28 protein-coding genes and 1 pseudogene are annotated in these 25,699 nt (G+C 52.8%); 18 read left to right on the forward strand and 11 right to left on the reverse strand.

The genetic code is table 11. The features are described from left to right. Positions 1–120: 120 nt before the first annotated feature. The 3 genes from FPZ45_RS02105 to FPZ45_RS02115 all read left to right on the forward strand — a co-directional run bounded on the left by FPZ45_RS02105 (position 121) and on the right by FPZ45_RS02115 (position 4,730). The gene (locus tag FPZ45_RS02105) at positions 121–1,887 is read left to right on the forward strand and encodes an ABC transporter ATP-binding protein (RefSeq protein ID WP_144697882.1); all 1,767 of its coding nucleotides are present in this window, start codon (positions 121–123) and stop codon (positions 1,885–1,887) included. Continuing rightward, complete coding sequence (locus FPZ45_RS02110) at positions 1,884–3,797, forward strand: ABC transporter ATP-binding protein (protein WP_144697884.1); 1,914 nt, start codon at positions 1,884–1,886, stop codon at positions 3,795–3,797. Before FPZ45_RS02105 ends, FPZ45_RS02110 begins: the two co-directional genes overlap by 4 nt. Positions 3,798–4,154: 357 nt before the next feature. After that, the gene (locus tag FPZ45_RS02115; RefSeq protein WP_144697886.1) at positions 4,155–4,730 is read left to right on the forward strand and encodes a nitroreductase family protein; all 576 of its coding nucleotides are present in this window, start codon (positions 4,155–4,157) and stop codon (positions 4,728–4,730) included. Positions 4,731–5,177: 447 nt separating this feature from the next. Here FPZ45_RS02115 and FPZ45_RS02120 read toward each other — a convergent pair whose 3' ends face one another. Then, positions 5,178–6,200 (reverse strand): LacI family DNA-binding transcriptional regulator, encoded by a 1,023-nt coding sequence (locus tag FPZ45_RS02120; RefSeq protein ID WP_144697888.1) that lies wholly within the window; start codon positions 6,198–6,200, stop codon positions 5,178–5,180. Positions 6,201–6,327: 127 nt separating this feature from the next. On the opposite strand from FPZ45_RS02120, the gene FPZ45_RS02125 reads away from it, so the two are divergent. From FPZ45_RS02125 to FPZ45_RS02165, 9 genes are all read left to right on the forward strand, one after another. Continuing rightward, the gene (locus FPZ45_RS02125) at positions 6,328–8,118 is read left to right on the forward strand and encodes an L-fucose isomerase (protein ID WP_144697890.1); all 1,791 of its coding nucleotides are present in this window, start codon (positions 6,328–6,330) and stop codon (positions 8,116–8,118) included. A 15-nt stretch (positions 8,119–8,133) separates the two neighbouring features. Then, positions 8,134–8,790: a class II aldolase/adducin family protein gene (locus FPZ45_RS02130; protein ID WP_144697892.1), complete on the forward strand. Its 657-nt coding sequence runs from the start codon at positions 8,134–8,136 to the stop codon at positions 8,788–8,790. Between the two features lie 65 nt (positions 8,791–8,855). Beyond that, a complete protein-coding gene (locus FPZ45_RS02135) occupies positions 8,856–10,316 on the forward strand; it encodes a rhamnulokinase (protein WP_144698373.1) in 1,461 nt (486 codons plus the stop codon). A gap of 23 nt (positions 10,317–10,339) precedes the next feature. Further along, a complete protein-coding gene (fucU, locus tag FPZ45_RS02140; protein ID WP_144697894.1) occupies positions 10,340–10,771 on the forward strand; it encodes an L-fucose mutarotase in 432 nt (143 codons plus the stop codon). A gap of 138 nt (positions 10,772–10,909) precedes the next feature. Further along, entirely contained in the window at positions 10,910–11,518 is a 609-nt protein-coding gene (locus FPZ45_RS02145; protein ID WP_144697896.1) for a TetR/AcrR family transcriptional regulator, read from the forward strand. A 99-nt stretch (positions 11,519–11,617) separates the two neighbouring features. Continuing rightward, positions 11,618–12,832 (forward strand): MFS transporter, encoded by a 1,215-nt coding sequence (locus tag FPZ45_RS02150; RefSeq protein ID WP_144697898.1) that lies wholly within the window; start codon positions 11,618–11,620, stop codon positions 12,830–12,832. A 73-nt stretch (positions 12,833–12,905) separates the two neighbouring features. Next, positions 12,906–13,853: a helix-turn-helix transcriptional regulator gene (locus FPZ45_RS02155; RefSeq protein ID WP_144697900.1), complete on the forward strand. Its 948-nt coding sequence runs from the start codon at positions 12,906–12,908 to the stop codon at positions 13,851–13,853. 62 nt (positions 13,854–13,915) lie between these two features. Next, positions 13,916–14,455 carry a GyrI-like domain-containing protein gene (locus tag FPZ45_RS02160; protein ID WP_246120284.1) on the forward strand — a complete coding sequence of 180 codons (540 nt, stop codon included), beginning with the start codon at positions 13,916–13,918 and terminating at the stop codon, positions 14,453–14,455. Positions 14,456–14,549: 94 nt separating this feature from the next. Then, positions 14,550–14,957 (forward strand): DUF6232 family protein, encoded by a 408-nt coding sequence (locus FPZ45_RS02165; protein ID WP_144697902.1) that lies wholly within the window; start codon positions 14,550–14,552, stop codon positions 14,955–14,957. Between the two features lie 78 nt (positions 14,958–15,035). On the opposite strand, the gene FPZ45_RS02170 is transcribed toward FPZ45_RS02165, so the two are convergent. From FPZ45_RS02170 to FPZ45_RS02180, 3 genes are all read right to left on the reverse strand, one after another. Next, positions 15,036–16,340, reverse strand: coding sequence for a hypothetical protein (locus tag FPZ45_RS02170; RefSeq protein WP_144697904.1), 1,305 nt, complete (start codon positions 16,338–16,340; stop codon positions 15,036–15,038). Positions 16,341–16,473: 133 nt separating this feature from the next. Beyond that, complete coding sequence (locus FPZ45_RS02175; protein ID WP_144697906.1) at positions 16,474–17,487, reverse strand: LLM class flavin-dependent oxidoreductase; 1,014 nt, start codon at positions 17,485–17,487, stop codon at positions 16,474–16,476. Between the two features lie 15 nt (positions 17,488–17,502). Further along, positions 17,503–17,958 (reverse strand): MarR family winged helix-turn-helix transcriptional regulator, encoded by a 456-nt coding sequence (locus FPZ45_RS02180; protein WP_186438185.1) that lies wholly within the window; start codon positions 17,956–17,958, stop codon positions 17,503–17,505. Between the two features lie 144 nt (positions 17,959–18,102). Here FPZ45_RS02180 and FPZ45_RS02185 point away from each other — a divergent pair, with 144 nt between their 5' ends. Beyond that, positions 18,103–18,342, forward strand: coding sequence for a DUF3892 domain-containing protein (locus FPZ45_RS02185; protein ID WP_144697910.1), 240 nt, complete (start codon positions 18,103–18,105; stop codon positions 18,340–18,342). Between the two features lie 90 nt (positions 18,343–18,432). Here the strand turns inward: FPZ45_RS02185 and FPZ45_RS02190 are convergent, their stop codons facing one another. Next, positions 18,433–18,657 (reverse strand): hypothetical protein, encoded by a 225-nt coding sequence (locus FPZ45_RS02190; RefSeq protein WP_144697913.1) that lies wholly within the window; start codon positions 18,655–18,657, stop codon positions 18,433–18,435. Positions 18,658–18,671: 14 nt separating this feature from the next. On the opposite strand from FPZ45_RS02190, the pseudogene FPZ45_RS25980 reads away from it, so the two are divergent. Next, positions 18,672–19,789 (forward strand): annotated as a pseudogene (locus FPZ45_RS25980) (transposase); the annotation flags it as partial. Positions 19,790–19,852: 63 nt separating this feature from the next. On the opposite strand, the gene FPZ45_RS02200 reads toward FPZ45_RS25980, so the two are convergent. Then, the gene (locus FPZ45_RS02200) at positions 19,853–20,965 is read right to left on the reverse strand and encodes an AI-2E family transporter (RefSeq protein WP_144697914.1); all 1,113 of its coding nucleotides are present in this window, start codon (positions 20,963–20,965) and stop codon (positions 19,853–19,855) included. A 178-nt stretch (positions 20,966–21,143) separates the two neighbouring features. Between FPZ45_RS02200 and FPZ45_RS02205 the strand changes: the two genes are divergently transcribed. The 4 genes from FPZ45_RS02205 (at position 21,144) to FPZ45_RS02220 (ending at position 23,877) form a co-directional block, all read left to right on the forward strand. Next, complete coding sequence (locus FPZ45_RS02205) at positions 21,144–21,644, forward strand: DUF4179 domain-containing protein (RefSeq protein ID WP_144697916.1); 501 nt, start codon at positions 21,144–21,146, stop codon at positions 21,642–21,644. Further along, positions 21,641–22,222, forward strand: coding sequence for a hypothetical protein (locus FPZ45_RS02210; RefSeq protein ID WP_144697918.1), 582 nt, complete (start codon positions 21,641–21,643; stop codon positions 22,220–22,222). Before FPZ45_RS02205 ends, FPZ45_RS02210 begins: the two co-directional genes overlap by 4 nt. A 227-nt stretch (positions 22,223–22,449) precedes the next feature. Next, entirely contained in the window at positions 22,450–23,187 is a 738-nt protein-coding gene (locus FPZ45_RS02215; protein WP_144697923.1) for a DUF1361 domain-containing protein, read from the forward strand. 114 nt (positions 23,188–23,301) lie between these two features. Continuing rightward, positions 23,302–23,877: a zinc-ribbon domain-containing protein gene (locus FPZ45_RS02220; RefSeq protein WP_144697925.1), complete on the forward strand. Its 576-nt coding sequence runs from the start codon at positions 23,302–23,304 to the stop codon at positions 23,875–23,877. A 72-nt stretch (positions 23,878–23,949) separates the two neighbouring features. On the opposite strand, the gene FPZ45_RS02225 is transcribed toward FPZ45_RS02220, so the two are convergent. From FPZ45_RS02225 to FPZ45_RS02245, 5 genes are read right to left on the reverse strand one after another with little or no spacing between them, the layout of a single operon-like run. Then, entirely contained in the window at positions 23,950–24,345 is a 396-nt protein-coding gene (locus FPZ45_RS02225) for a spore germination protein GerPE (RefSeq protein ID WP_144697927.1), read from the reverse strand. Further along, positions 24,342–24,548, reverse strand: coding sequence for a spore gernimation protein GerPD (locus tag FPZ45_RS02230; RefSeq protein ID WP_246120287.1), 207 nt, complete (start codon positions 24,546–24,548; stop codon positions 24,342–24,344). Before FPZ45_RS02230 ends, FPZ45_RS02225 begins: the two co-directional genes overlap by 4 nt. Beyond that, the gene (gerPC, locus tag FPZ45_RS02235; RefSeq protein WP_144697928.1) at positions 24,545–25,237 is read right to left on the reverse strand and encodes a spore germination protein GerPC; all 693 of its coding nucleotides are present in this window, start codon (positions 25,235–25,237) and stop codon (positions 24,545–24,547) included. Before gerPC ends, FPZ45_RS02230 begins: the two co-directional genes overlap by 4 nt. A gap of 14 nt (positions 25,238–25,251) precedes the next feature. Continuing rightward, on the reverse strand, positions 25,252–25,446 hold the full coding sequence (locus FPZ45_RS02240) for a spore germination protein GerPB (protein WP_144697929.1): 195 nt from the start codon (positions 25,444–25,446) through the stop codon (positions 25,252–25,254). A 1-nt stretch (position 25,447) separates the two neighbouring features. After that, positions 25,448–25,684, reverse strand: a complete 237-nt coding sequence (locus tag FPZ45_RS02245) for a spore germination protein (RefSeq protein ID WP_144697930.1) — start codon at positions 25,682–25,684, stop codon at positions 25,448–25,450. Between the last annotated feature and the right edge of the window lie 15 nt (positions 25,685–25,699).

Here is a 25,699-nt window from a genome sequence, read left to right on the forward strand (position 1 = left end):
TGGCCATTCGGCCGTCTATTTGTTTTTCGTTCATATTCAGTTCATAATGACGTCATATTATAATATTTACATATGATTTGTAAGGCCCACAACCTTTTAGGATTCGGAGTTGATGTTCGCGTGCTTAAGCTTTTTCGTTATTTGCAGCCTTATCGCTGGCTGGTCGCCGCGGTAATGGTGCTCGTTCTGCTGCAATCGTTAAGCGAATTGTATTTGCCGACTTTGATGGCGGACATCGTGAACGACGGCGTCGTCAAAGGAGATATCCCGTATATCTGGAAAATAGGCGGATTTATGCTTGGCGTCACGGCGATCGGAACGCTCGTGTCGATCGCGGCAAGTTATCTCTCGTCGCGCATTGCCGCCGGCTTCGGCAGGGACGTTCGCAGCAAGACGTTCCGCCACGTCGAGAATTTCTCCTTGCTGGAGTTCGATAAGATCGGTACGGCTTCGCTGATTACCCGCACGACCAACGATATTACGCAAGTTCAGCAAGTGCTGATCATGATGATGCGTTTGATGGTAGCCGCTCCTATGATGTGCGTCGGCGGCCTGATTATGGCGATCTCCAAAGACGCGCATTTGTCATTGGTATTCGTGGGGGCGATTCCGGTATTGGCTCTTACGATCTATTTGATCGCAAGCAGAGGTATCCCGTATTTCAAAGTCATGCAGAAGAAGGTCGATAAGCTCAATCTCGTCTTGCGCGAAGGCTTGACGGGGATCCGGGTCATTCGTTCGTTCAACCGCTTCGAGCACGAGACGAAACGGTTCGACGAAGCGAACCGCGATTTGACGCAAACCGCGATCAGAGTCAACCAAATTATGGCGTTTATGATGCCGATGATGATGTTGATTCTGAACTTTTCATCGCTGGCGATCATCTGGTTCGGAGGCATTCGGGTTAGCCAAGGCCATATGCTTGTTGGCGACTTGATGGCATTTCTGCAATACGCGATGCAAATCATGTTCTCGCTGCTCATGGTATCGATGATGTTCGTCATGGTGCCGCGCGCATCGGCATCCGCCGTTCGGATCAACGAGGTGTTGAATACGAAACCGGTCATGGACGACAAAGTCCATAACACGGTGAAGAAGGATGCGGATGATTCTTCTGCGATTCCCGCAAATCCGGAAGCTACGCCGGGCTTGGTGGAATTCGAGAACGTCTCTTTCCGTTATCCCGGAGCGGAAAGTCCGGCGATATCGGGCATTAGCTTCAGCGCGGCGCCAGGGGAAGTGACCGCCATCATTGGGGGAACCGGCTCGGGAAAATCGACGCTGCTCAGCATGATTCCGAGATTTTACGACGCTGAAGATGGGGCCGTCCGCATTGGCGGAGCCGACGTTCGAGATCTGCCGGTAGACAGTCTGCGCGGTTTGATTGGACTCGTGCCGCAGAAGGCCCAGCTCTTCACGGGCACTGTGGCCGATAACATCCGCTATGGCAAAACGGATGCCGATGACGAAGAAATTCGTCATGCGGCTGCGGTCGCGCAAGCCGCGGATTTCGTCGAGGAAATGTCGGAAGGTTACTCGGCGATGATCTCACAAGGCGGCTCGAATTTGTCCGGCGGACAAAAGCAGCGTCTGTCGATCGCCCGGGCGCTCGTCAGAAAACCTTCAATTTATCTGTTCGACGATAGCTTCTCCGCGCTCGACTTTAAGACGGATGCCAAGCTTAGGGCAGCGCTGAAGAACGAGACGACGGAAGCGACCGTCATTATCGTCGCCCAGCGGGTAAGCACCGTCATGGATGCGGACCGAATCGTCGTCATGGACGAAGGGCGAGTCGTCGGAATCGGCAATCATAAAGAGTTAATGAATAGCTGCGTCGTCTATCGCGAGATCGTGTCTTCGCAGTTGTCTGAGGAGGAGATCGCATGAGCGAGAAACAGAGCCATCAAGGAGCCCCAGGAAGAGGTCCGGGCCGGGGACCGATGGGTCCCGGCGGCATGGGCGGCATGGGTGGCATGGGGATGCCAGTGCAGAAGGCCAAAAACTTCAAAGGCACTCTGCGCAGGCTAGTCGGTTATTTGCGTCCTCAGCGTGCGAAGCTGCTGGCCGTGTTCGTGACGGCCATTCTGAGCACGGCTTTTGCGATCTATAGCCCTAAAGTATTGGGGCAAGCGACAACGAAACTGTTCGAAGGTATGATGGGCAAGATTAAGGGCGATCCGAACGCGCATTTTGATCTGGCGGGCATATGGCAGATCGTCCTTTTCTTGGCGGGCTTGTACATTGTAAGCTCCATTTTCAGCTATATTCAACAGTTTCTCATGGCGGGCGTCGCCCAGAAAACGGTGTACGGGCTGCGCAACGAAGTGAACGCCAAGCTCGGTAAGCTCCCATTAAAATTTTTCGATAACCGGACGCACGGGGAGATTCTGAGCCGCGCGGTGAACGATGTCGATAACATCAGCAATACATTGCAACAAAGCTTGACGCAGTTGATCACATCACTGATCACGATCGTCGGCGTAATTATTATGATGCTGACCATCAGCCCGTGGTTGACGCTGATTCTGCTTCTGACCCTCCCGCTATCTATGATCGTTATCCGGGGTGCGGCAAGCCGATCCCAGAAATACTTTAAGACGCAGCAGATGGAGCTAGGACAGTTGAACGGGCACGTCGAGGAAATGTACTCCGGGCATAAAATCGTCAAAGCCTACGGCCAGGAAGAAAACTCCGTCGCCCATTTCGATCGGATTAACGAGAGGCTGTACGAATCGGGCTGGAAAGCCCAGTTCGTGTCCGGCAATATCATGCCTCTAATGAGCATGGTCAGCAATATCGGCTACATGTTTATCAGCGTTGTCGGGGGGATTATGGTCACGCGAGGTTCGATCTCCATCGGTAACATCCAAGCTTTTATCCAGTATGCAAGACAATTCTCGATGCCGCTCGTGCAGACGGCGAACATCGCGAATATCATCCAGTCGACGATCGCTTCGGCGGAACGGGTATTCGAGTTGCTGGACGAAGAGGAAGAAATTCCGGAAGCGGCGGAAGGCCAAGACGTCGTCTTGTCTTCGCCGAAAGGGGATGTGGCGATGCGCGGGGTGAGCTTCGGTTACAAAGAAGACGCGTTGCTCATCGAGAACATGGACATCGACGTCCGCAGCGGCCAGATGGTCGCGATCGTCGGCCCGACCGGAGCCGGTAAAACGACGCTCGTCAATCTGCTCATGCGGTTCTATGAAGTAAACGGCGGCGGCATTACGGTCGACGGCGAAGACATTACCAGAATGAAAAGGGCACATCTGCGCGGCTTGTACGGGATGGTACTGCAAGATACGTGGCTGTTCAACGGAACGATTCGCGACAATATCGCTTACGGCCGGATCGGAGCAACGGAAGACGAGATTGTCGAAGCAGCGAAGGCCGCGCATGCGGACCATTTTATCCGCACCTTGCCAGAAGGCTACGATACGGTGTTAAATGAAGAGGCGTCCAACTTGTCCCAGGGACAGAAGCAGCTGCTTACGATCGCGAGGGCGATCTTGGCGGATCCGGCGATCCTGATTCTGGACGAAGCGACGAGCAGCGTCGATACGCGGACCGAAGTGCACATCCAGAAAGCCATGCACGAGCTGATGAAGGACAGAACAAGCTTCGTTATCGCGCATCGCTTATCCACGATTCGCGACGCGGATTTGATTCTTGTCATGAACCACGGCAGCATCATCGAGAAAGGTACGCATACCGAGCTTCTGGCGCAGGGCGGATTCTACGCGGATCTATACTATAGCCAGTTCACGGGCGGCGGGAAAGTACAAGTGACCGCGGGATAATAGGTGAAGGGCGGGCCGAATGGCAATGGGGGGAGCGGGAGGTGCTCCTGTTCCCTCCGTGCCGTCCGGCCCAAATCATTCACTCGCTGCCCACCTCTCACGGTATCCCTTTCGATCAGGTAGGTGCAAAGTCTCGTATCCGCTCTGTCGGTATCCCTTTCGATCAGGTTGGTGCACAGCCTCGTATCTCGTATCTGCTCTGACGGTATCCCGTTCGGTCAGGTTGGTGCACAGTCTCGTATCCGCTCTGACGGTATCCCGTTCGGTCAGGTTGGTACATAATCGCTTATTATGCTATTTTAGTATTCTATTGGATCAGGAAGATGAATGGATTGCTAAGTGAAGAGGAGAGAGAAAATGGCAAGTTTTGAGGAAGTCGTTCGAGGAAGACGCAGTATTGGTAAAGTGAAGTCGGATCCGATTCCAAAGGAATTGGTAGAGAAATTGATCGATGCGGCAATTTGGGCGCCGAACCACTTTCGTACCGAACCTTGGCGGTTTATCGTCATGACCGGAGAAGGGCGGAAAGTTCTCGGAAACGCTTATGTGGACATCGCATCTGAAAAATGGGACGAGGTGTCTAACGAGGAACGCGAGCAGCGTTCGGAAAAAGAGGTAGCCAAAGCGTTCCGTTCCCCAGTTGTTATCGCAGCGGTGTGCGCTCCTTCGGACGATCCGCGGGCCGACTTGCGGGAAGAACTGGCGGCTTCCCATGCCGCGGTGCAGAACCTTCTGTTGTCCGCGCACGCCAACGGTCTTGGAGCCGTATGGCGCACGGGCGATCCCACGTATCATCCCAAAATGAAACAAGCCTTCGGACTCGGCGAACGCGAGCAGATCGTCGGCTTTGTTTACGTCGGATATCCCGATATGCAGCAGCCCGAAGGTACTCGCACACCCGGAGCGGAAAAAACGGTCTGGATTGAAAATTAACATAGCGAAGTTGAACCGAAAGCCATTCCCAAAAGTATGTTTGGGATGGCTTTTTTTCTAACGGAAATGACAACCCTTATTTGCCCGATCCTCCGACATTAAAAATTTTAACGGAACGGACAGCCGTTATATGGTCGAAATAGACCTGCTTCAAGCTTTTTAAGGTCAAATAAAGCCCCATATTTCCGTTAGATTTTGAATAACCCAGATTTCGAAAATATAGCAGCGTTGATTTCCGTTAGATATGCGCTTATATGTTTCTACTGAACCAAGGGGATAGCGACAGGGGGGATTCTGTCTAAGCATCAGGGCATATAGAGGGGAGACCCAACCTGAGTCGAGGGGATAGCGTAAGAGAGAAGGACGGAGAGAGAAGAATCTTCGCCACTTCCCCCTGAACGGAAGGGATAGTCGCAATAGGGATAGCGGGAATAGCCGCCGGCCAGCTTACTTCTCGTCTAGAGTAGCAACTGAGCGGCGGATGATCATGTCGGCGGGGAGGACGACTTTTTTCCACGGCTGATCGGCGGAGCCGCGTTCCTGGATGCGATCGATAAGCATCTGCGTTCCTAGGTAGCCGAATTGGTAGGCCTGCTGGGCGATGACGGTCAAAAACGGATCGATTTCCGAAAAAGGACCAAGGTCATCGAAGCAGACGAGGGACATTTCCTCCGGCACCTGTATGCCCCGTGCGTGAAGCGTGCGAATGACTTCGACGGCGAGTACGTTGTTGCCCGCTACGATCGCCGTCGGCAGCGAATCCATGCGGTCGAACCAGCGTTCGATTTCCGATAGGTCGCTCCTTGGCTCGAAAGCCGTCTCCAGCACGTACTTCTCATCGAAAAGGACGTCGTTCAGCTTCAGCGCCTCCCGATAGCCCTCCAATCTGAGCCTCGCGCTAGAGATTTGTGGCGAGCCGTTGATTAGGGCGATCCTGCGATGACCATGCGAGGTTAAATGTTCGACGAGTTTCCGCGCGTTCTCCTTGCTGTCCCCGAGTACGACGTCGCTGTCCATGCCGGGAACTTCGCGGTCGAGCAAGACGAACGGTACCTGATGCTTGCGAAGCGTCTCCAGGTGCGGCAGCGAGAGATCGCCGGCCGGAGCGACCAGCACGCCGTCGGCACGAGTCGCGAGAATCGTATCGATATAATCCTTCTCTTTGTCGACGCTCTCGTCCGAGTTGCCGAACAGCAGGCGGAAACCGTGTTTCTTGGCGGCGTCCTCCGCGCCTCGGGCCAACGTCGTATAGAAAGGATTTGTAATATCCGTAATCAGCAGGAACAGTACGTTGCTTTGCTGCAGCACCAAGCTGCGAGCCATATGATTCGGAACGTAGTTCAGTTCATCCATGACTCGGCGGACTTTCGCGCGGGTCTTGTCGCTGATTTTGCCAGTGTTATTGATAACTCTGGAGACGGTCATAGCCGAGACGCCCGCTTTAGCCGCGATGTCGTATATCGTAACCATTGATGGAGAGCTCCTTGTCGTCATTAGGTTCTTTTATCTTACAAAATTAAAGAATTGACAGCAAGCGTTTTCCTTGTTACTTTAGGGTTATCGGTAACATTATTTTATTCATTGGAGGCTAAAAGATATGGCAGATCAACAGTTCAGATGGAAAGGCGAATTCCCGAAGATTGGAATCCGCCCCACAATTGACGGCCGTCGCAGAGGCGTTCGCGAGTCTCTGGAAGATCAGACGATGAACATGGCGAAAGGCGTCGCCAAACTGCTTAGCGATAACCTCCGTTATCCGGACGGCTCACCCGTTCAGTGCGTCATCGCCGACTCAACGATCGGCGGAGTCGCTGAATCCGCGGCAGCCGCAAGCAAGTTCTCCAAAGAAAACGTTGGCGTCTCGATCACGGTTACGCCTTGCTGGTGTTACGGTACGGAAACGATGGACATGGACCCTTCCATTCCGAAAGCGATCTGGGGCTTTAACGGGACGGAACGTCCGGGCGCCGTATACTTGGCGGCAGTGCTGTCCGCTCACGCTCAAAAAGGCTTGCCTGCCTTCGGTATCTATGGACACGACGTGCAAGACGCGGGTTCCACGGAAGTTCCGGAAGACGTTAGAGAAAAGCTGCTCGGCTTCGCTCGCGCGGGTCTCGCGGCTGCGATGATGAAGGGCAAATCTTACTTGGCGATGGGTTCCGTATCGATGGGCATCGCCGGTTCGATCGTAAGCGACAGCTTCTTCCAAGAGTATCTGGGCATGCGCACAGAATATATCGACATGAGCGAATTCGTTCGTCGCATAAACGAAAATATCTATGATCCGGTGGAATATGAGAAAGCGTTTGCATGGGTAAAGAAAAACTGCATCGAGGGTCCGGACATCAACGCGGAAAGCATCCAATCCAGCCGTGCTAAGAAGGATCAGGATTGGGAGACAGTCGTTAAGATGACGATCATCGCCCGCGACCTGATGATCGGAAATCCGCGCCTTGCCGAGCTCGGCTTCGGCGAAGAAGCTAACGGTCATAATGCGATCGTCTCCGGCTTCCAAGGCCAGCGCCAATGGACGGACCATTTCCCGAACGGCGACTTCATGGAGACGATCCTGAATTCCTCGTTCGACTGGAACGGTATTCGCTCGCCTTATATGGTTGCGACGGAGAACGACAGCTTAAATGGCGTGGTCATGCTATTCGGCCATCTGCTGACGAACACGGCGCAAATCTTCGCCGATGTTCGCACGTACTGGAGTCCCGAATCCGTTGAACGCGTCACGGGCCATAAGCTGACGGGCGAGGCGGCGAACGGAATTCTTCACTTGCTCAACTCAGGCTCCGCGACGATGGACGGAACCGGAGAGCAGACGAAAGACGGCAAGCCGGTGATGAAGCCATTCTGGGAAATTACCGAAGAGGATGCCCAGAAGTGTCTGGACGCGACCTCCTGGCGTCCGGCGAATGTCGAGTACTTCCGTGGGGGCGGATATTCCTCGGACTTCTTGACCCGGGGCGGCATGCCGCTGACGATGTCCCGCTTGAACTTGGTCAAAGGCATCGGACCGGTATTGCAAATCGCGGAAGGTTATTCCGTCGATCTGCCGCCGGAAGTTCACGATACGCTGGACAAACGAACAGATCAGACTTGGCCGACGACCTGGTTCGCGCCGGTTATTACGGGCAAAGGCGCTTTCAAGAACGTCTACGACGTCATGGACAACTGGGGAGCGAACCACGGCTCGATCAGCTACGGTCATATCGGCGCGGACTTGATTACGCTCGCTTCGATCCTGCGCATCCCGGTCAGCATGCACAACGTACCGGAAGAAAAAGTGTTCCGTCCGCGCGCATGGGGACTGTTCGGCACGGATAATCCAGAGAGCGCCGACTACCGCGCTTGCCAAAACTTCGGACCTCTATACAAATAAGAACGGAGAAGATCGATGAGCAGCCAAGATATTCGTCTGGAACTATGCAAATACGCGCAGAAAACGGTCGCCAACAAGCTTGTGGTTGGACCGGGAGGCAACTTGAGCGCACGTTACGAAGGCAAAATGTATCTATCCCCAAGCGGATTCGCTTTGGATGAAATCAAGCCGGAGCAATGGGTAGAAGTGGACATCGAGACTGGCGACATTACCGATATCGGCCTCCGTCCGTCGTCCGAAGTGCTGATGCATCTATACGCTTACCGTCAAAACCCGAACATCGGCGCGATGGTGCACACGCATCCGCCATATTGCATCGCTTTTACGTTAGTCGAGAAGGATTTGCCGATCATGTTTCCGGATCAAGCCGCTCTTGTCGGCAAAACCGTGTACGTCGATTACGTGCTGCCGACGACCGACAAGCTCGCCGACGCCGTCGTCGAGAAGATCGAGCATTCCTCGATTCTTCTCGGGAACCACGGATTGGTCACGACCGGACGCAATCTGCGCGAAGCATACTACCGTACGGAAGTCGTGGAGGAAAGCGCGAAGATTTTCCTGATCGCCAAAGCGATCAAAGAACCGAAGGTATTGACCAAGGAAGAATTCGAAGAGATCGCCTCGCTGGAAAGCGAAGCTTATCGTATTCAGTTGCTGCAGAAGATGAAGTAAGAACGTCACTACTCATGGGGGAGGGATAAGCGTTGACAACGAAAGCGACCGTGCTCGCATTCGATATGGGTGCGAGCAGCGGCAGAGCTTTGATCGGAAAGCTGACGTCCGAACCCGATGGCAAGCGAAGGCTGGATGTGTCGGAGATTCACCGTTTTCCCAACCATGCGATACAGATCGGCAACCATCTGCATTGGGATACGTTAAGATTGCTTCACGAGATGAAAAAAGGGATTCGATACGCCTTCCAACAAGGATACGAGCCGACGACTTTCGGGATCGATACTTGGGGCGTCGACTTCGGCCTGTTGGATGCGAACGGTGAATTGATCGGAAACCCTTATCATTACCGGGACCCGCAGACGGAAGGGCTGATCGAGGAAGTCGGCAACCTGATCGGGCAAGAGGTTTTGTTTAAGCAAAGCGGCCTGCAGTTTATGCCCTTTAATACGCTATACCAACTGTATGCGATGAAAAAGGCGGCTTCTCCGAAGCTGGACATCGCTCAGACGCTGCTGCTGACGCCGGATTTGCTCGCTTATTTGCTTACGGGCGTCAAATCGTGCGAGTTCACAATGGCAACCACGACTCAGCTATTCCATCCCGAGACGCAAGCTTGGAACACGGAGCTGATGGAGCGGCTCGGCATCCCTTCGCGACTTTTCTTGGAGCCGGTGCATTCGGGAACGATTCTCGGACCGCTTGCGCCGGAAGTGGCGTCGGAGTTGGGTGTTCCGGCGATGCAAGCCGTATCCGTCGGAACGCACGATACGGAATCGGCCATCGCCGCCGTTCCAGCAGGCGACGAACCTTTTGCTTTCCTCGTATGCGGAACATGGTCGCTGCTGGGAACGGAGATGAACGCGCCGCTGCTCACGCCCGAGACGCTCGAGCTCGAGTTCTCCAACGAAGGCGGCGTCGGCGGGACGTACCAGTTGCTCAAAAATATCATGGGCTTGTGGCTGTTGCAGGAATGCAAGCGGGAATGGGACGAACAAGGCAAGGAGATCGGATTCCCCGATCTTGTGCGCTTAGCCGAGCAGGCCGAACCTTTCCGCAGCCTCGTCCATCCGGACGATCCGAGGTTTTTCTCGCCGGGTGGCATGGCGGATAAGATTCGCGCTTTCTGCGCGGAGACGAACCAGCCGATCCCGCAATCGGAAGGCGAGATCGTCCGCTGCATTCTGGAGAGCTTGGCCTTGCGTTATCGCCAAGCGTTAGAACAAGCGGAGAAGCTGACGAATCGAACTTACGGCGGATTGCATATGGTTGGAGGCGGCATTCAGAACCGTCTGCTTTGCCAGTTTGCCGCTAACGCGCTGGGCAAGCCGGTGTGGGCGGGACCAGTCGAAGCTAGTGCGATCGGCAATATGCTCATGCAGCTCGTAGCGCTCGGAGAATGCAAAGATTTGCGCGAAGCCCGCAAGCTTGTCGCAGAATCATTTCCGATTGACGTTTATGAGCCGGATCTTGAGTCGGATTGGACTACGGCTTACGAGACTTTTATCGGCTACGGAAGAGTATAAGGGGCCATGAAGGAGAACGGCATATGCTAAAAGGAATCTCGAAATTGATCTCGCCGGAATTATTGAAAATTCTGATGGAGATGGGCCATAGCGATGAAATTGTCATCGCTGACGGCAATTTCCCGGCTGCCAGCCATGCGCAAAGACTGATCCGCGCTGACGGTCACGGTGCTCCCGAGTTGCTCGATGCCATCCTACGGCTATTCCCGCTCGATCAATACGTGGACAGGCCGGTGTCGCTCATGCAAGTGATGCCTGGCGACACCGTCGAAACGCCGATCTGGAATACGTACGGCGAGATTATCGAAGCGCGAACGGGTCTAGCCGCGCCCTTCGAGGAAGTCGAACGATTCGCTTTCTATGAGCGGGCCAAAAAAGCATACGCGATCGTCGCCACGGGCGAGAGCGCGCTGTATGCGAACGTCATTCTTAAGAAGGGCGTCATAACGGAATAACCGCAGTTAAATCCCGCTTTCTCCTAGATGGAGAAGCGGGATTTAACGTTTAATAGATGAGGTAGGTCTTGCATTCTCACAATATACCGTCTAAAATACTGAATTAACGTTCAGTATTCAGATCGGAGGCAAAGCCGCATGAACAAAAAGAAGCTTCAAAGCGAACAAACGAAAAAACGCGTCGCGGACGCCGCAAAAGCGCTGTTCGTTCAGAAGGGATACAAGGCGACTTCGATCGAAGACATCGTGAAGGCGACGGGAAGCAGCGCGGGGAACATCTATTATCATTTTAAGAGCAAGGAAGGCTTGTTTCTTTATCTATTGAGCGAATGGGACCGGGAATGGGAACAAAAATGGCAGGATAGAGAAAGTTTATTCCCGACAACCAAAGATAAGCTGTATGGCATGGCTGAGCAATTAGTGCTCGACAATCTTAATCACCCTCTGACCAAAGCGGCCGACGAGTTTTACAACTACTCGGAGAAGGCCGGCGATGTGGAAGAACGAATGGCGGAAATGATGGCGGGGTACCTTAGCTTTAATCGGAAGTTGCTTCAGCAAGGAATCGACAACGGCGAATTTGACCGTACGGACGTCGACAAACTCGCGATCGTTCTGGACAGTCTAATTATCGGGCTCAGCCAGCATTCGCGGAAAATGAACCAAGAAGAAGCGCTGACGCTGTACAGGTTTGCGGTTGACGTGTTCCTTAATGGTATTGCCATAAACCGGGACGCGCCGCGATAGCGGCAGGTTGCCCACCTGGCATCCTTTCCGTTTGAGGTGTCGTTTTTAACGTCTTGATATAGAATGAACATTCAGTATAAAAGCACGGGGGACTCATAAATGGCATTACTTCTTAGAAACCGCGGAGCTGTCTTGCTCTTGATGTTTAATATTTTTCTAGTATTTACGGGTGTCGGCCTGGTCATTCCGGTCATGCCCAAGTATATGACGGAACTGCATATTAGCGGCAGCATCGTAGGTTTGCTCGTCGCGGCGTTCTCTATTACGCAGCTCTTGTTCTCACCGATGGCGGGAAGACTGTCCGACACGATGGGCCGGAAGAAGCTCATCGTTGCGGGCATGATCGTGTTCGCCTTTTCCGAATGGCTGTTCGGGGCAGCCAGCTCGTCCGTACTGCTGTTCGCGGCAAGGATGCTCGGAGGAATCGGAGCGGCGTTAATTATGCCGGCGGTTATGGCTTACGCAGCGGACGTGACCACGAACGAGGAGAGAGCGGCCGGCATGGGCTTCATTAACGCGGCGATCACGACGGGGTTCATAATCGGTCCCGGCATCGGTGGTTTTATCGCCGGATTCGGCGTACGCGTGCCGTTCTATGCGGCTGCCGTCGCCGGCCTGGCCGCGGCCGCGATTACCGCATTCGTACTGCCAGAATCGCGGCCGGCTGAGAAGCTGCAACGCAAGGACGCCATTCCAGCGAAGAAACAAAGCCTTTTCGAGCAGCTTCGCAATTCGTACCGACAGCCTTATTTTCTAAGCTTGATTATTGTGTTCGTCATGTCGTTCGGCCTTGCGAATTATGAGACGGTCTTTGGGTTGTTCGTCGACCATAAATTCGGCTTTACGCCGAGGGACATCGCGTTTATTATCACGTTCGGATCGATCGCGGGGGCGGTCGTTCAGGCGACCGTGTTCGGGTGGATGCTGAATCGGTTCGGAGAGAAGCGGGTCATCTCCGTCTGTTTGTTCATGGCGGGTATATTCATTCTGTTAACTTTGTTTGTGAGCCAATACTGGCTGATCTTCGCCGTGACATTTATCGTATTTCTCTCGATCGATATTTTGCGCCCCGCGATCAGCACGCAAATGTCGATGGTGGCCGAGGAGCAGCAAGGTTACGTCGCGGGCCTGAATTCGGCCTTTACGAGTCTGGGGAATATTGCGGGTCCGGTGGCGGCGGGAATATTGTTCGATGTGAATATTAATTCTCCGTATGTCCTCGCGTTCCTTATTCTGATGGGAAGCTTCGCCTTATCGCTCAGGGCGGGGCGGGACCGGGGGAGTTCCCGAACGCATGCCGCAAGCAGGGAATAATCGCCATAACCTATCATTCTTGTTAAGATGAAATCAGGAATGATTCCAATACCGTTTCGGGAGATGTCCGAGAATGAAGCTCGATCGGCTATTATCTATCGTGATTTTATTGGTGAACAGAAGAAGGGTTCAGGCCAAGGAGCTCGCGGATCGTTTCGAAGTGTCGGTGCGCACGATCTATCGCGACATCGAGGCGATCAACCAAGCGGGCATCCCGGTCGTGACATTCCAAGGCGCCAGCGGCGGCATCGGATTAACGGAAGGATACAGGCTGGACCGCAACGTGCTGACCGACGACGAGCTGATCGAGATCGTGAACGCTTTGCAAAGCGTGGCGACGATCTATCCGGAAGGAAACGGCAAGAACCTGCTGGAGAAAATGAACAGCATCGTTCCGCAAGCGGAATCGGAACGGTTCCGTTCGCGCACGCGGCAGTTTATCGTCGATTTTTCCCCATGGGGCAGGCGGGGGACGCTGGAGGAAAAGCTAGAACTGATCAAGCGGGCCGTGGAGGACGAAGTCGAAGTCAGCTTTACTTATTGCAGTGCAGATGGCAAAGTGACCGAACGTTCCGTGGAGCCTTACACGCTCGTATTGAAAAAACAAACGTGGTATTTATACGCCTATTGTCTGGAACGGCGAGATTTCCGCTTGTTCAAGCTGATTAGGATGAAGGAAGTCAAAGCGACCGGGCGAGCGTTCGCTCGGCGTTGCATCGATCTGGAGTCCATTCCGTGGAACCGCGAGTGGTTCGCGCCGGAGAAAACGGAATCGGTGAAGCTGTTGTTTCATCCGAGAGCCAAACATCTGGCCGAAGAATGGTTCGGGGCGGAACATCTGATTCCGGAGGAGAGAGGGTATGTCGTGTCGGCCGATTTTCCCGAGGATCGGTGGCTGTACGGTTTTATTCTCGGCTTCGGGCCGGATGCAGAAGTGCTGGAGCCAGAGCGGATCAGGGAGAAGATTAAACAAATGGCGCTGGATGTTTATCGAAAATACGCTTCGCCGCCGCAAACCTGACAATCCGTTGTCAGGTTCCTCGTCGTATAGTGAAGATTAATACGATTAGGAGTGAGAATAGGATGCAAAATGAAGCGTTATGCCAAAGCTGCGAGATGCCGAGTTCGTACGCTATGATTCGATTGGACGAGCTCACGCTCGTCGGAATCGCGGCAAGAACGTCGAACGGCTTGGAAATGAGCGGCAACGGCAAGATTGGCGGGCTATGGGACAGATTTTGGAAGGAAGGCGCCGATCGGACGATTCCGTCCGACGGTTCGGGTCAGCAGCCGATCTACGGATGTTATTGCGAGTATGAGGACGGGGCTTCGGGGAGTTATACGATTCTGATCGGGAACAAGGTCACGGAGATCGATGACCGGCTGCATTCCGGGCTCGAATCTAAGGTGATACCGGCTTCGGACTATGCCGTGTTTAAGACGAGACGGGGTCCGATCGCGACCGTTGTCTTGGAAACGTGGCAGGAAATATGGCGATTGTCCGCCGATTCGAAAATTCAGAGAACCTTTACCGGCGATTTCGAGTTTTACGACGAGAGAAGCGCGGATCCTGACAATACGCAAGTCGAGATTTACGTTGCGGTGAAATCCAACAATCTATAGTTGGCATTCGGTTATCTTTTTTTGACAGAGGTCGGTAGGTATTTCCAATCGGGCGTCGAAATTACTTGAGAGCCAATCTCGAGGAGGAAATGCGATGGAAAACCAGCCGATCTTTAAAGATCATAATTTCACGATTACGAAAGAACTTTTCATAACCGGCAATATGCGTTTTGCCATACAGCATTTGGTTTCGATCAAGCTAGTGAAAACAAAGAGAACCATTCCGTACACGCTGCTCGTCATAGAAGCGCTACTAATTGCAACTGGATTCATTTGGGATTTCAAGTTCCATTCTCTTGTGTCGCTTCTCGGGATATTGGGAGTCGTGGCTAACGCGCTTCTCTATATTTTCATCAAACCGGTTCACAAGCTGACGTTGGTGTTTTCCTCCGGAGAAAAAGAAATCGTCGGGGTGACCGACTATGCGTATCTCGAGGGACTAGCCAACGCGTTCAGCCGTTCGATCGTGGAGACGAAACAGAGAAGCATGATGATCGGCTAGCCGAAGCCGCGCGATAAACAAAGACCTCAGTTCTCCCGAGAAATCGGAAGGATTGAGGTCTTTCGCTTTACTTCACTGTTATTTCGATTCGCCTTGCAAGTAATTGAAGAACGGTCCGTCGACCCAGAAGTCGTAGTTCACGACCGTCGCGGACGGATCCAGCTTCTTGAAGCCCGCAGTTACGGCAGCCGATTGAAGCTTCAGCGAGAACGACTGTGCGTAGTAATGTCCGGCGGAGATCTTGTTGTTGGAAATTTTCTTATAATCTTTGAGCTCGGTTTGAGAATAATACAACGGCTGCCACCAGGAACCGTAGATGAGACCGGCTTGCTTCTCTTCGTTTTTCTTGGCGTAGCGGAGCACGATGTCGTTAAAACGGTTCTTGTCGGCCGTTGAAGCGAATTCGAAAGCCAAATCGTATTCCTTGGCGTATTCGATATAGTTCCCGTTCTCGATCTGAACGACCTCGTACAGGTCGGAAACGCCCGGATCGCCCCATTCTTGAAGGTAGATAAAGGCGGACGTCTTCGGTTCGAATTGGACTTTGGCTTTGATGCCTTCGCTGCGAAGCAGGCCGATGAGCTGAAGGGCGTGCTTGAAATCCGAGTGTCCGTAGACGAGAGACAAGGAATCGATGAAGTTGGCGTCGTAACGGCTGTCTTTCAAGTTATAACCCGTGACGAGATCTTGTTTCAACGCTTCGTCTACGATTTTTCTGAGCTCCGGCGCTTGGATAATGTCCGAAGTCCGGTAAGCATCGTTCAGCTTGGCGAAGATGTCGGCATCCGAAGAATATCCGAGATAGTGTTTATATTGTCCTTTGGCTTCGAGAACTTTGCCGAGCAATGCGGTCGCGAGCGACTGGGAGGCGAGACCGTCGTTGCGGATTTCCGCGTAATAATCAGAAGTCAGCAGGCCGGCGTCCACCGCCGCGGCTAGCGTCCGCGCTTTGTCAGACGCGTACGCGTTCGATTTCCAGTTTAGCTTCAGTGCGGCGAGTGCTTTTTTTGTTTTGTCCGCGCTGTATGTGGCGGCGAGTTCCTTTAGATCGGCCGCCGTTAACGCGAGTTGCACCGCTTCGGCTGCTTGCAGCCGATCCGTCGTTTTGCCGGCCGTGGACACGGCTTTCGCGCCTGGAGCGGAAGCTAGAATCGCGTTCAGGGCAGTTACGAATTGGCCTCTCGTTAGCTTATCGCTTACAGTGACGCCGAATTTTTCTTTAAGGAAAACTCCGTATTCTTTTGCTTGAGCCGAAATTGGCGAAACGGACTGTGCGACTGTCGCCGCGGAACTCCAGGATGGCGAGAAGGCTGCGGCTGAGGCCGGGAGAAGCAACGCGGATGCGAGCAACAGCTTGGATGCTGTCGAAATGTTTTTTCTCATGATTAATTCCTCCAATTCAGATGAAAATACTATGAATATTGGATCGATCTTAGCATTATAATCCTACGCGTGTCAATACACAAACAAAGCGTGCCTCCCATGAATAGGGAAGCACGCTCTGTGATCTTGCTGCTTATCCGATTTCTTGTCTCGCTTCGGCGATCAGCTCGTAAGATCTTAATCTCGCTTGATGGTCGTAAATCTGCGAGGCGATGATCAGCTCGTCGGCGCCGGTGTCCGCGATGATGGCCTGCAACCGGTTCTTGACCTGCTCCTTGTCGCCGACAACGGCGAAGCCGAATTGCCGGAGCAGCGCCGCTTCTTCATACGGGGACCACAATCCGTCCATGCTGTCTACCGGAGGAGGCAACTGGCCGAAGCGTCCCCGAATCATATTCAGGAATGCCTGCTGTTGAGAAGTGGCCAGCCTTTTGGCTTCGCGTTCGGTATCCGCCGCGGTTACGCTGACGCCGATCATGGCATACGGCTTCTCCAGCGTCTCGGACGGACGGAAGTTGTTGCGGTATATCTCCAGAGCGGGCATCAGATAATCCGGTGCAAAATGGCTTGCGAACGAGAACGGAAGACCGAGCTGAGCGGCCAATTGCGCGCTGAAGCCGCTGGATCCAAGCAGCCAGATCGGCACGTCGAGCCCTTCGCCGGGGATGGCGCGAACGATGCCGTTCACCGGCGCCGAGTTCGGTTTGAAGAACGCCCGCAATTCGCTCAACAGCTCGGGGAAGTCTTCGCCGCCGGCGCCGAGTCCTCTGCGGAGAACGCGGGACACCGCCTGGTCGGAACCGGGGGCTCTTCCGAGGCCGAGGTCGATCCGGTTCGGATAGAGCGACTCGAGCGTGCCGAACTGTTCGGCGATGACAAGCGGCGCGTGGTTGGGCAGCATAATGCCTCCCGAACCGACGCGGATCGTCGAGGTGCCCCCAGCGACATGACCGATCAGGACGGAAGTGGCTGAGCTAGCGATTCCGGGCATACCGTGATGTTCGGCGAGCCAGAATCGATTGTATCCCCATCGCTCAGCGTGCTGAGCGAGATCGAGCGTATGGCGGAAAGAAACGGCAGGTGTACTGCCTTCGGTAATCGATGCCAGATCAAGGACGGAGAAGGTTGCGGACCGAGTTGATGCCATAGTTGTTGCGCCTCCTTACGGGCGGTGTTGCCCTTCGTTCATATTGCGGATCAATTGCAGCAAGCAGCGGTTAAAGGACGACAGATCATCCGTGCACAGATGTTTGAAGTTTGTTTGAGTGCCGAAAATATCGAATTGTTCCAATCGCACGAGCGCCTCCTGTCCCTTATCGGTTATCCGCACAAGGGTCACGCGTCGGTCGTCCGGTGCTTCGTAAGTCGTTACGTACTGGTGCTGCTTGAGCCGATCGATCATGCCGGTCATATTCTGTTTCGTGACCTGCGTGTTCTGTCCCAACTGCTTTAACGACAAGTCCCCTTCCGCAAGCGACGAAAGGATGAACCACTGGTGCACGCTCGTCAGTCCGACTTCGCAGACCAATTTGCGTCCGATGCGCTCCAGCAGGTTGGAGCAACGAAATATATTTACGACGATATTTCCGTGCAGTTGATCGTCTTTGTCCTTATCCAATGCGGCTTCTCCAATTAGTCAATTTATTGACTATAATCCTAACCAATCCGCCGGCGGATGTCAAACGGCCGCAGAAGGGGGGAGAAAAGCTTATGCATTTTTTTCCATTGATTGAAGAACACTACTTCCCGGAGGTGGTCTAACATGGATCAGCAAAACGGCAAGCAGCAAGTCGTTGCCGTTCGGAAGAACGGCGACGGAGACATTGTGGAGCTGAAGCTATCGTCCGGACAGGTCGTCGGCTACAAAGAAGCCCAGCAGATGGCCAAGAGCGATCAGATCGCGAACGTTAATGTGTTCAAAGGGCGCGACGGCGACGAGCATCTGCGTTCCGATCCCGATGGCCGCGAAGACAACAACTTGGACAATCTGCCGACATTTTAACGTGAAAGAGGGTGTCCCATAAGTGATATGGGCTGCCCTTTTTTTCGGGCGGGAACTTACAAATCGAGAAACTTCACGATTCCAATCTGCCTAATTCCCGTCCATGGGCATTGTAACGGTCTCGCAGACCGTTACAGACACAGAACTCCCGTACATGGGCATTGTAACGGTCTCGCAGACCGTTACAGACACTGAACTCACGTCCACGGGCATTGTAACGGTCTCGCAGACCGTTACAGACACTGAACTTCCATCCACGGGCATTGCAACGGTCTCGCAGACCGTTACAGACACTGAACCCCCGTCCACGGGCATTGCAACGGTCTCGCAGACTTGTTAATACCGCTGTAAACCAACTTAGTGACAGCATCTTTCATCATTTACCCTACACTCAGCGACTTTAATCCTCACGCCAAATCGCGAAAGCCGTCCGCGAAAACATCATGTTCATGTGGATTGCAGGCAGGCAACGCCCGGATTTTCGTATCATTAATCGGTTTCGTTCGGAGCGAATGAAAGCCGTACTGGAGACCGTGTTAACTGCGGTTCTTCAATTTCTGGTTGAGGAGAACTACGCACAGCTTCAGATTTACTTTTTGGAACAGCGGCTGCAAGAGAAGCCAAAAGATAAGCCGCTGAAGAAGGCGGTACGCGCGCTTCGCAGGGATTTGCTTCCCGCCTTCGGAGATACGAGACTCATGAAGCCAATTTACGAGAAACTGCTACAGCAAAACGGATCATGAAGTCACATTATGCGAATGAAAGAAGACACATGAGAAATGGCCAGCTCAAGCCTGGTTACAACGTGCAGATCGGCACCGAAAATCAATTCATTGTCGGCTAAAGTTTGCACCAACGATCGACGGATACACGCTGCCTCATCCCTCATCTCGAAAAATTAAAATCACAGTTAGGCAAGTTACCAGGGATCATCATCGCTGATGCGGGTTATGGTGGCGAAGAAAATTACGAATATTTGGATCAGAACGAAATCGAAGCGATCATCAAATACAGCACGTATCACCGCGAAAAAAGCAAGGTATGGCAGAAGGACATTAGCAAGATCGACAACTGGACATCGAACCGTTATTACCGAAGTGCCAGTTGTGAAGACTGTCCGTTCAAACCGCAGTGTACGCTAGCACAAGGCGATCGTGAGATAAGAGTCAGAATAAAGTATTTGCAGCTAAAGAACCAAGCCAGTCAAAGACTCCAAAGCAAAGAAGGTTATGCCCTAGCCGTAAGGCGCAGGATTGAGCCGGAGCCCGTGTTTGGCGCTTTGAAGAACAATCGTGGGTTTAAAAGATTTCTACTTCGAGGCTTGCCCAAAGTTAGCCTCGAGGTCGGGTGCTTTTCCCTTGCCCACAATCTACTCAAGAAAGCCAGTGTAGACGCAAAAAACCGAGGAGCTAAGCGGATACAAATCGCTTTGCTCCTCGATTTCTAAATATCATCCTATTTTACTGCTGAGAGTGTACCACAAGTAATTTTGGAACACTCTCTTTTGTCATCACGCGTCCGGAGTTGACATAGAGGTAGGTCCCTTGTCGGCGCGCTTGGCGATGTTGTAGCGATAGATTCGAATGGCAATGATCTTAACGATGCTATAGGTCGGAACGACGATGATCATACCGAGCGGCCCGATGATCGCGCCGATGCCAATGATCAGAAGCATGATCGTGAGCGGATGCACGTTGAGCTTTTTGCCCATGATTCTGGGGGCGATCAGATTCGCTTCGATCTGGTTCGAGATGACGACAACGATGCAGGCTTCGATGGCGGCGAAGGGCGAGATCGTCAGGGCAACGATAACCGCGGGAATGCCCGCGAGCAGCGGGCCCAAATACGGAATGACGTTGGTGATCGCCGCGACAAGGCCGAGAAGCAGCGGGTAGGGCAGATCGATGATGAGGTAGCCGCAGAACACGAGAGTGCCCATCACGAGCGACGTAATGACTTTGCCCAAGATGAAAGAGCCGATCGAGGCGTCGATTTCCGTCATCGCCGATATGACTTCTTTATGTAGTCGCGCCGGCAAGAATCTCGTTACAAGGGCGGGAAATTTGTTATCCTCCCTCAGCATGTAATAGATAATGAACGGAACGAGACCGAGCAGCAGGAAAAAATTCATGATGGCGTTAAATAGACTGCGTACGCTGCCGACGACGGAATTCAGAATATCGCCGAGCGCAGAGGATAGCTGCGAAGCGATATTTTCGGTCGAGAATGTTTCCTCTTTGCCGATGTTTTGAATCCAAGGGTGCTCTTGAAGAGATATTAGCCATTTGCGAACCGCTTCCAGAATTTCCGGGAAATTATCGACGAGCGTGAACGACTGCTGACGGATCGGCGGCCAGACGAGCGAGGAAAACAAAAATATCAGCCCAATGACGGCCAAGTAAACGATCAGAATGGACAGCGAGATCGGAATTCGTCTGGCTAGCAGGCGTACGGCAGGGCGGAACATATAATAGAACATGCCCGACACGACGACCGGGACGAAAAGAGCCGCAAGCACGGCGCCAAGCGGATCGAACAAAAAATGCACCTTCGAAGCCAGAAAGGCGATGAGCAGCACGACGATGATCCCGTATCCGATTCTGAACCATTTTCCTTGCGGCATGGGCGGCCTCTTCTCTTATTAGGATTTTTTTCCACTATAAGAAGCATACACGGATTTAGGACAATTATAAAGTCTGTCCTCCGACGCATGAAAGCGATTGACGGATTGGAAAAAATTAGATTACAGTTGATTTATTCCGAAATCCGGCGTATTTATAGCGAGGAGGCTGAAGCATCGCATGAGACGTATCGCAAGTGCGTTAACTGTATTAAGAAGAACGATAATCATCTTTCTCGTCATTATTCTTGCCGCATACTATATCGAGCAATGGGTTGATAGCGGGAAACGGGGTATTAACGACCCGATGAAAGAATTGAAGGCGGACGGCGCAGTCGCGACAATACCGGTGGGGAAAAGTTTCGCTATTGACAACGATACATTCACCGCTGACGCTGTCTATGTGACGAATAAGCAGATCATGGTGACCTACACTTATCGCATGAAGCAGCGGAAGGTTAGTTGGTCTTTTCCAGAGATGAGCCTAAAACTCATTACGCCCGACGGCCAGCAATTGACCAGTCATAGCGGAGGCTCAAGCGGATTTTCTTGGGGAGCACGCGGCAACGTTTCTTATGGTCTTCCGGATCATCCGGCCGATCGTGTTATGCTCATCTACGATCTCTACGACCGGTATGGCGAGATCGAACTTCCCCTACCGAAGGTGGGTGAAGGGACATGAAGAAAAAGACATTATTCGCCATAGGCGAATGGATCGCAGTTGCGCTGCTGATTTGGCTTTGCTTCCATGAAAATCTTATTCCTATCGGCGGATCCACGCCGGAAGAAACGCATCGGCTATCCGAGAGCAGCTTTCATTACGGTCCATCCGAAATCGTTCGCAAAGTCGAGGTCCCGTTCGATAAGGACCAAGTGATCTTCCTCGGAACGTACAAGGATTGGTTCTCTGCGGACAGCGTGTACCGTAAAAGAGGAGGCTGGTTTCCCGGCGGAGGCGTCGCGGGCGTCGAGATCGATCGCGACAAGGCTTTCTCCTATAGCTGGGAAGGCAATTCCGCTGGCGACTCTCAAATCATGTATAAATTCTACGGCTACGTATCAGATGACCGCATCGCTACTATGGAATTGCTCATGACGGAAAAGGATACGGGTAAGCCGGTACAGATGCGCGAAGAAATCACGAATGACCGGATGTTTTTGTTCCTATGGAAAATCAAGGACGGCAGCCGCGATTGGCAAGCGATTCGTGGCTTGGACAAGGACAACAAAGTCATCTATGAGCAAACGTTCGGTACATGATGGAATATTCGCCTCGTAATAATCGGCACGAAGTTCTGCCGGGCAGGGGACATACACGATCCAGCGGTTTATTGGGCCTGGAGCGGAGCGAGTTGTTCGATAAAATCGAGCAATTCGGCGAGAAAGGCCCGATGCAAATCATCGTCGAAACCCGGACCACGCAACTAAACGATGCTAAATTCCGTCAACTATAATGTCACAAGACTGGCAGAAGAGGAGTTGAGGGCATGAACCGATCGCAAGCCGAGATGTCCGAGCCGAGGATCGTCGATCCGCTATTCTACGCTCTGGTCGGAACATCGGTATTATGCGCGGCGCTTATCGTCGTTAGAGCATTTCAGCTAGATTACGTCCAATTTCGGTTTTTGTTGTGGAATTTATTTCTCGCCTGGCTGCCGCTTGTCGTCTCAATGGCGTCTTTAGCGCTAGTCCGCGTCACTAAAGGGGCTAACCTGGCCATCGGGCTCGGTTTCCTAGGCATAGCCTGGCTGCTGCTTTATCCGAACGCGCCTTATTTAACGACCGATTTTATCCATCTCATCTTTAACCGGGTATACGACGGAGCGGATAAAGACGGGTTGCTGCTATGGTACGATCTGGTTCTCTTTTTCCTGTTTTCCTGGTGCGGACTGCTGCTCGGATACTTGTCCATGCGACACTTCCATTTCATCGTCGTCCGCTTCGTTGGCGTTATGACCGGGTGGTTTTTTATCTTGGTCGTATCGTTTCTAGGAGGTTTCGGCGTTTATTTGGGACGGGTCGTGCGCTTGAACAGCTGGGATGTTCTATTCAATCCTTTCCGGCTGATCGAGGGCGTGCTGCAAGGCATTAACGCCCGTGCCGCCGTCTTTACGCTTCTGTTCGGCACGCTCATCTTAATCGTCTACGTGACGCTTTTCCTACTCGGAGGCAACCTCAGCCGCGTTCAGTCCACGACCTCGCAGGGGAGCGGCGAAAGGCCGTGAAGCCTGACGAATAGGCCCTTCCACGGGACTTTTACGCCGGATTAAGGCTTATGGAACCATGATTTATCCTTCCTCGTATGAGATAATAAGAGATATCGAAGGGAGTGCACTAAGATGAGCTTTTTCAAAAAGATTACGGATTCGGTTAGCAAAGGAGTTACCTCCGCAACCGAGAAAGCGCAGCAAACGGTGGAAATCACGAAACTAAACGCGCAAATATCCGGCAAACGCAAAGATATCGACAAACTATTCGCAAAAATCGGCGAATCCGTATATGAAGGTTATGTGGCACACGATCTGTCCCTCGCCGAGGCGAAAGTCATGCCCCGCTGCGAGGAAATTTCCGCCATACGCGATGAAATCGCGGCGCTTGATGCACGCATCAAAGAGATTCGCAATGAGAAAGATTGCGTGTGCGGCAAACGCGTGGCTGAGGATACGAGGTTCTGTCCGTCCTGCGGTCATCCGTTTCCCGTGCCGGAACCGGCTCCGATCGAGAAAACCCCGATCCAGGTCGATCCGTACGTACCGGACGACTCTGAAGTCGTGACTTCGGAAACGGCGGAGAGTTCGGAAGAAGAGAATGCTTCTAACGTCCATGCGGATCAACGGCAAATATGCCAAAATTGCGGGACGCCGCTCTACGCGGACAGTCATTTCTGCCCGGCTTGCGGGCAATCGACGAGATAACCAAAGAGATCGGACCTGCCCATTATCGGACGGCGGGGACCGATCTCTTGTCATATACCCGATGCCATTATTTCAATTATTTTCAGCGGATGTCAGGTTGTTAAAATCCCGAATATGTTTGATTCGTGAAGAGCCTTGAAGCGGCCCGCCGCAGCCAACGCGCATGATTGAAGAACTAGATATACCGAGCATATAGACGGGTCCGACCTGGATCGTCGGCCATGGAGAAACGCTAGTCATGTTGACTGAAACGCATGGCTGTTTCAAAGTTAGCTTTGGCAGGAAAAAGAGAGGATACGAAGCGTATCTGAACTCGTCTTTTATAAAATTCGGAATCGCCTTCTGTACGGCCAAAGCTTTGGTTTTCATGTCCGTGCGATCGCCGTCCCCCAATTGCAGCGTTCCGGACGAGCTTACGGTATTGACGTATAAGGCGGCTACGATCGTCGTTCTGCATTGCAAGCTCACTCGATATCGCCCTCCGGCAGTTCAGGGAGAGGAACGAGCGGGGAGACGATGACGGATTCGGGTGGCGTATCGAAGTAAGAATACAGCGTGATCGACTCCGTGTCCCCGAGCAGAAACGCGGACGAGATGGATACGCCGAGCAGGCGAATCGCTCCGACGCTAAGCGGGCCGTTCGTTACGTTCATATTCAAAGGCGTTGTCATGGTCTATCCGATCCTCCTTTTCTTGACTGCGTATTCTTCTGGTTGCTTAAATACGCCGTGAAGGCGCCTTGGATATCCCGTTTCGTCTTCTGCACGATCGAATCGCGCCATTGCTTGCGCTCGTCATCGGTTCCTTCCGCGGGATACACCGAAGTTCTGGCGTAATAGTTCACGCGCGTGTTCAATTGCCGTTTCACGTCATCAATAACCTGCTTGCGATGATCCGAATCCAACGCGACCCCGATTTGCTGTTCCAAATCGACAAGAACTTTGTTCGATTGATCGCTCATATAATCGGCCATTTCCTTCTGAACATCGCGGATCGCGGGAAGCGCCGCGTCCGGCGTTTCGTTCGCGACCTGCCAGCAGGAGGGATCGGGCGTCTCGAGAGATTCGATGCCCTGGACGCCTTGAGGTGACATTCCCACATTCAGCGTCCCCTCCAAGCGGCTTACCTTTAATTGATCGAAATGATATTCGACATGCAGCGGGGGTTTGTTTTTAACGTCGTTCAATTGTTGTTGCAGGTTTGCGATTTGATCCGATTGCTCCTTGAGCTTCTGTTCTGCCTGATAAAGCCGCTGCGCCCAATCATGCCAGTTCGGCGCGATGGGGACCTGGGCAGGATAAGGATAAACGGGCTGCTGTGGCGTCTGATAGACGCCGTTCCATAGTTGGGATTGCTGCATCGGCGCTCCTCCTCTCACGTCGGATTAGGAAGCGGAACGAGAGACAGCTCGTTCAGTTCCGGAGCGGGTCCGGTATACCCGCCCGTATTGTAGAGTTGGGACAATGCCTGAATGCTTCCGGCGCTCCCGATTTGCAATACGGAGGAGTTCGTAACGGCGTTCACTCGAAGCTGGCCGATCGTGATCGTCTGATGAATCGTCCAATTCATATTAAATAACCCCTTGATTACCGATGTTGTTATCTACAGAGTCCTGTACGTCCGGATCGTTCGTAATCGTCGCGCTAACCGCATTATTGCTTATGGGCAGATCGCCGGTAAGGAAGGATCCCGAGCCTGCGTACGTTTTGGAGTTGCTTGAAGGAGAAATTTGTATCGAATCCCCGAATTGAACGACACCGCTGCTGCCAATGCTCAGGATTTTGACATTGCCGACTATGCATGGCATGGGCACAACGACTCC

The sequence above is a fragment of the Cohnella terricola genome, from assembly GCF_007786475.1.
Classification (GTDB): domain Bacteria; phylum Bacillota; class Bacilli; order Paenibacillales; family Paenibacillaceae; genus Cohnella; species Cohnella terricola.